This window comes from Streptomyces sp. LS1784 (assembly GCF_020103755.1).
Lineage (GTDB): Bacteria > Actinomycetota > Actinomycetes > Streptomycetales > Streptomycetaceae > Kitasatospora.
This window is the reverse complement of sequence record NZ_JAHSQD010000598.1, coordinates 1-4839: the sequence shown is the minus strand read 5'-3', so window position 1 is coordinate 4839 and position 4839 is coordinate 1. Positions and strand designations below refer to the sequence as shown.

Annotated in this window: 2 protein-coding genes; both read right to left on the bottom strand. The window is 74.0% G+C overall.

The features are described from left to right. Positions 1-629 (bottom strand): radical SAM protein (locus KS423_RS38620; RefSeq protein WP_224284405.1); only part of this gene is annotated, 629 nt, incomplete at its 3' end. 35 nt (positions 630-664) lie between these two features. Beyond that, positions 665-4678, bottom strand: a complete 4014-nt coding sequence (fxsT, locus tag KS423_RS38615; protein ID WP_224284404.1) for an FxSxx-COOH system tetratricopeptide repeat protein — start codon at positions 4676-4678, stop codon at positions 665-667. Positions 4679-4839 lie beyond the last annotated feature (161 nt).

The window sequence follows — 4839 nt, the reverse complement described above, 5'->3', positions numbered from 1 at the left end:
CGGGCGCCCGGCGGCGGCTCAAGCCAGGTCGCATGCGGCAGCAGCAGGTCGAGCCGGGGCGGCGCGAACTCCAGCAGCGCCTCGTAGGTGGCCACCGGGTCCGACGCCAGGTCGACGACGCACAGCAGGCCGGCGAACAGCTCCCGGTGCCGGTCCGAACCGAGCAGCCGCACCGCCTCGGCGGTGCGCGCCCAGCTGCCCGCGCCGGAGGGCAGCCGGCGGTGCCGGTCGTGGGCGGCCCGGGTGCCGTCCAGCGAGACCCCGACCGCGACCCGGTGGCGGTGCAGCACGTCGAGCAGCGCCGGTTCGTCCAGCAGCCGCAGCCCGTTGGTCTGCACGGTGAACCGTACCCGGGGGCCGACGGCCGCCAACTCTCCCAGCAGCGCGTCCAGATGGTCCGCACCGACGAGCAGCGGCTCGCCGCCGTGCAGCACCACGGACACCTCGTCCAACCCGTGCTCGGCCGCGTGCTCGCCGATCCGCCGGGCGGTGCGGCGGACGGTCACGAGCTCCATCCGCCGCGGGCGCCCGCGCCAGCTCTGGTCCGCCCCCTCGTACACGTAGCAGTAGTCGCAGGCCAGGTTGCACCGACTGTGGATCTTCAGCAGGAACTGCCGGAACGGCACCATGACCGCGAGCCTAGGGCAATTCCGCTGACCGGCCGTCACACGTGCGGCGGCTCCACGTCCGAGTCCAGCCGCGTCCCGGCCCGCACCGCGATCGTCGTCGGGTGCTCCTCCCCCAGGGTGACCCGGGCCCGCCGGATGCAGTCCGCCCGCAGCTCCGCGGCCCGCTCGGTGTACCCGAGGGCGGCCAGCGACAGCGAGAGGTTGGAGTTGATGCCGATGGAGTCGTAGTGGTCCTGGCCGAGGGCCTCGGTCATCAGCGGCGCGGCCTCCAGCTCCAGGTCGAGCGCGGCCTGGAGCTCCCCGGCCAGCGACAGGTCGTTGGCGTGGTTCATCATCGCGATCGGGATGTAGAGGTGGTGCGCGCCGAGGACGGTGCGGAACTGCGCCAGCGTGCGGCCGGACAGCTCGCGCGCCTCCGTGGTGCGCCCCGCCAGCCGCAGGTACACCGAGAGGTTGTTGGCACCGGCCAGCGTCACCGGGTGGGTCTCGCCCAGGTAGTCGCGGTACCGCGCCAGCGCCCGTTCGGCGAGCGGTATCGCCCGCCCGGTGTCGCCGAGCGCATTGAGGTCGCTGGCCAGGTTGGTGGCGGCGGCCAGGGTGTCGGGGTGCTCGGCGCCGTTGATGTCCAGGTAGCGCTGGTAGATGTCCTCGTCGATCTCCAGGGCCTCGTGGTACCGGCCGGCCCGGCGCAGCGCCACAGCCAGGTTCTTGCGGGCGCGCAGGGTGTCGGTGTGGCTGTCGCCGATGGTCTGCTGGTAGATCCGTACGGTCTCCTCCAGCAGGTCCAGGGCCTCCCGCAGCCGCCCGGTCTCGCGCAGGTCGCGCGCGTAGTTGGAGGCCGAGGAGAGCGCGTAGAGGCTGTGCGCGCCGAGCGCGTCGCGCTGCTGGAGGTAGTTGCTGCGGTGCCGCTCCAGAGCGGCCCGGCGGTCGCCGGCCAGGTAGTCGGAGACGGCGAGGTTGTTGGTGATCATCAGGGTCCGCGGGTGGTCCGGGCCGAGGGTGCGCCGGGCGGCGTCCAGGGTGCGGCGGTCCAGCGCCCGGGCCTCGTCGTAGCGGCCGAGGAAGCGCAGGTCGGCGCCGAGGCTGTTGGCGACGGCCAGGGTGTGCGAGTGCTCCGGGCCCAGGGTCGCGGTGAAGCGCTCCAGGATGTCCCGGTCCATCTCGTACGCCTCCTGGAGGGCGCCCTGGGAGCGGCGGATGTTGCTCAGCTGGGTGCGCAGCATGAGCGTCTGGGCGTCGTTGTCGACGTCGAAGCCGGGCCCGCCGTAGCCGTCCTGGCGCCAGTGATCCAGGGTCCGCTCGGCCAGTTCCCGCCCGGACTCGTGCAGGCTGCGCTTCCACTGGTAGCGGACCGAGTCGATGATCCACTGCCGGACGTCCTCGTCGGCGCTGTCGAGCGCCCCGGACGGCCAGAGGTGGGGCAGGAGTTCGGCGTACTCGGCCCAGTTCACGGGCACGTCCGGGTCGCCGGGGTTGGCGGTGGCGAGCGCGGCGTGGACGACGCTGCGCAGTTCCGCCCGCCGCTCCTCCTCGACCTGGTCCCGCAACACCGCCTGGACCAGCCGGTGCACGGTGATGGTCTCGCTGCCCTGGTCGGTGCGGGCGAGCCCGAACCGGTTGATGGCGCGCAGGAACTCGCCGATCGCGAGCTTGTCGCGGGGCGCGCGCGGGGGCAGCCGCAGGGCGCGGGTGACGGCCCGGCTGTAGAGCAGCCGCATCGGGATGGCGTCCGGGCCGAAGAAGGCGCAGATCTCCAGGATCTGGGCGGCCGGGGCGTTCATCCGGCGCAGTTCCTCGACCGAGATGCGCCAGGTCGCGGCGGCCGAGTGCGGGTAGTCGGCGGCGCGCAGCCGGGTGCGTTCGAGCATCTCGGTGAGCTCTTCGTCGAGCAGTTCGAGGTAGGTGGCGATCGGCATCGACGTCTCCTGGAGCCAGACGGCGGCCTGGCCGACGGCGAGCGGCAGGTCGCCGAGGCGGTGCGCGACCTGGTCGGCGTCCTCCGACGAGAGGCCGCCGTTGAAGCGGCGCAGCAGCCGGACGCTCTCCTCGCGGAGGAAGACGTCGACCTCCACCAGGCCGGCGTGCCGGGCCCAGCCCTGGTTGCGGGAGGTGATCAGCACGTGCCCGCCCGGGGAGCCGGCCGGCTGCCAGGGGGCGAGCTCCTCGGGGGTCCCGGCGTTGTCGAAGACGAGCAGCCAGCGGCGGTACGGCTGGCCGCGGCGCAGCGCGTCGAGCACGGCGGCGGCGGTGTGCGCGACGTCGTCGCTGGTGGGCACACCGAGCCGGGGCGCGAGTTCGGCGAGCTTCTGCGGGATGTTGGCGGGTTCCTCGGCGGGCACCCACCAGACCACGTCGTAGGCGGCCTTGAAGCGGTGCGCGTACTCGGCGGCGATCTGGGACTTGCCGGCGCCACCGAAGCCGTAGAGCACCTGGCTGAGCACGGCGGCGGGACCGCCGGTGAAGCGGTTGCGGAGCAGTTCCAGCAGCTTGCCGCGGCCGATGAAGGCGGCATTGCGCGAGGGCGCCTCCTGGACCTGCGGGGCGGTGCCGGGGAACCGCGCAGGGGTGGCGAACTCTCCGCTGTCGGTGTCGGGTTGGCGGCTGCTGCCGGGCGGCGGGCCGAGTTCGGCGTAGAGCTGGGACTCGGCGCCGACCGCGGAGGAGCGGACCAGGTCGGGCACGGGCTGCCCGGCGAACGGGCGGGGCACCGGCTCGTCCGGGTCCTGGAGCCGGAAGGCGACCAACGCCGGTGAACCGGAGGCCAGTTCGCGCCCCTGGAGGAGCTGCCAGACCTCGGCGGCGCGGGGCAGCGCGGTGTACTCGGGCGAGAGCAGCGCGAGCAGCCGGCCCTGGCCGTCGACGGGCCCGGAGACCTCCGGCGGCCGGGGACCGGCGTACGGCTCGGCGGCGTTGTGCAGGGAGGTCTGGTAGCCGAAGCGGGTGAGCGTCCCGGCGGCCCACTCGGCCCACATCCGGTCCTCGGGCGCGTAGCTGACGAACACCTGGCGCGGCACCGCGCGGGCGGAGCGCAGGTAGGCACCGTAGAGCCGGCGGCGGGTCTCGGCGGTGAGCGGGCGCAGGGTGCGGACCCGGCCGTCGGTGATCCAGCCGGCCAGCCGCTCGAAGGCGTTGAGCAGGCTGCGGGCCTCCTGCGGCCGGTCGGCGACGGTGGCGGGCACCTCCTCGTAGGCGTAGAAGGGCTTGTACGGCACCTCGACGTCAGCCCAGTAGCCGGCCCGGCGGTCGCCGGCCAGCCAGCGGCCGAGGTAGGGGGCGAAGGCCTCGCGGGCGTAGTCGCGGCCGGCCTCCAGGCGCTCCTGCTCGGCGTCCTCGACCCGCATCGGCACCGGCAGGACCCGGATCGCCCGCTCCTCGGCCTCGGCGATGGCGCGGGCGGCGTCGACACCGCCGCGGATGTTCTGAGCGCTGAAGGTGAAGCAGTCCACCACGGTGTCGGGCATCAGGACGGTGCAGATACCGGAGGTGTCGCTGACACCGGTGCGGCTGTCGATGAGCACGTAGTCGTAGCCGCGGGCCCAGCGTTCGCGCAGCTCGCGCAGGAACTCGCCGCCGCGGATGTCCCGGCCGTGGTAGAAGCTGCGCCAGTTGAAGCTGGTGACGGCGGCGGCGTAGGCGGCGTTCTGCCGGCCGGCGGGCAGGAAGTCGAGCCGGCCGCCGGGCGGCAGGTCGAGGGCGAGGCCGCAGACGTAGCCGTCCAGCCGCCCGGGCTCGTCCAGCCAGGCGGCCGGGGACTGCCCGACCGGCCCGGTGGCGGAGGGCAGCGCCTGCTTGACGTAGGAGCGCAGCAGGTCGATCAGGCCGTCGGTGGAGTGCAGTTCCGGGTCGACCAGCAGCGGGTGGTAGTAGCGGTGGAGGCCGGGCGCCTCCAGGTCCCAGTCGACGACCAGGACGCGCAGGCCGCGGCTGGCGAGGATCCAGCCGACGTTGGCGAGCGCCATGGTGCGGCCGGTGCCGCCCTTGAAGGAGTAGAACGTGACGACCGATCCCGGTCCGCCGCGCTCCAGCTCTGCGCCGGGCTCAGTGGTCATCGTTCTTCTCCCCCCTCAGCGGGACAGCGGTGTCCTTGCCCCGGCTCTGGTGCGGCAGGTCCGTGGAACCCGGCAGGCCCCGGTCGACGCGCGCGGGTCCCCGCAGGGGCCCCGGCGGGCCGGCCGGGATGGCCAGCCCGGGCATCGCCGGGCCGGCGTCC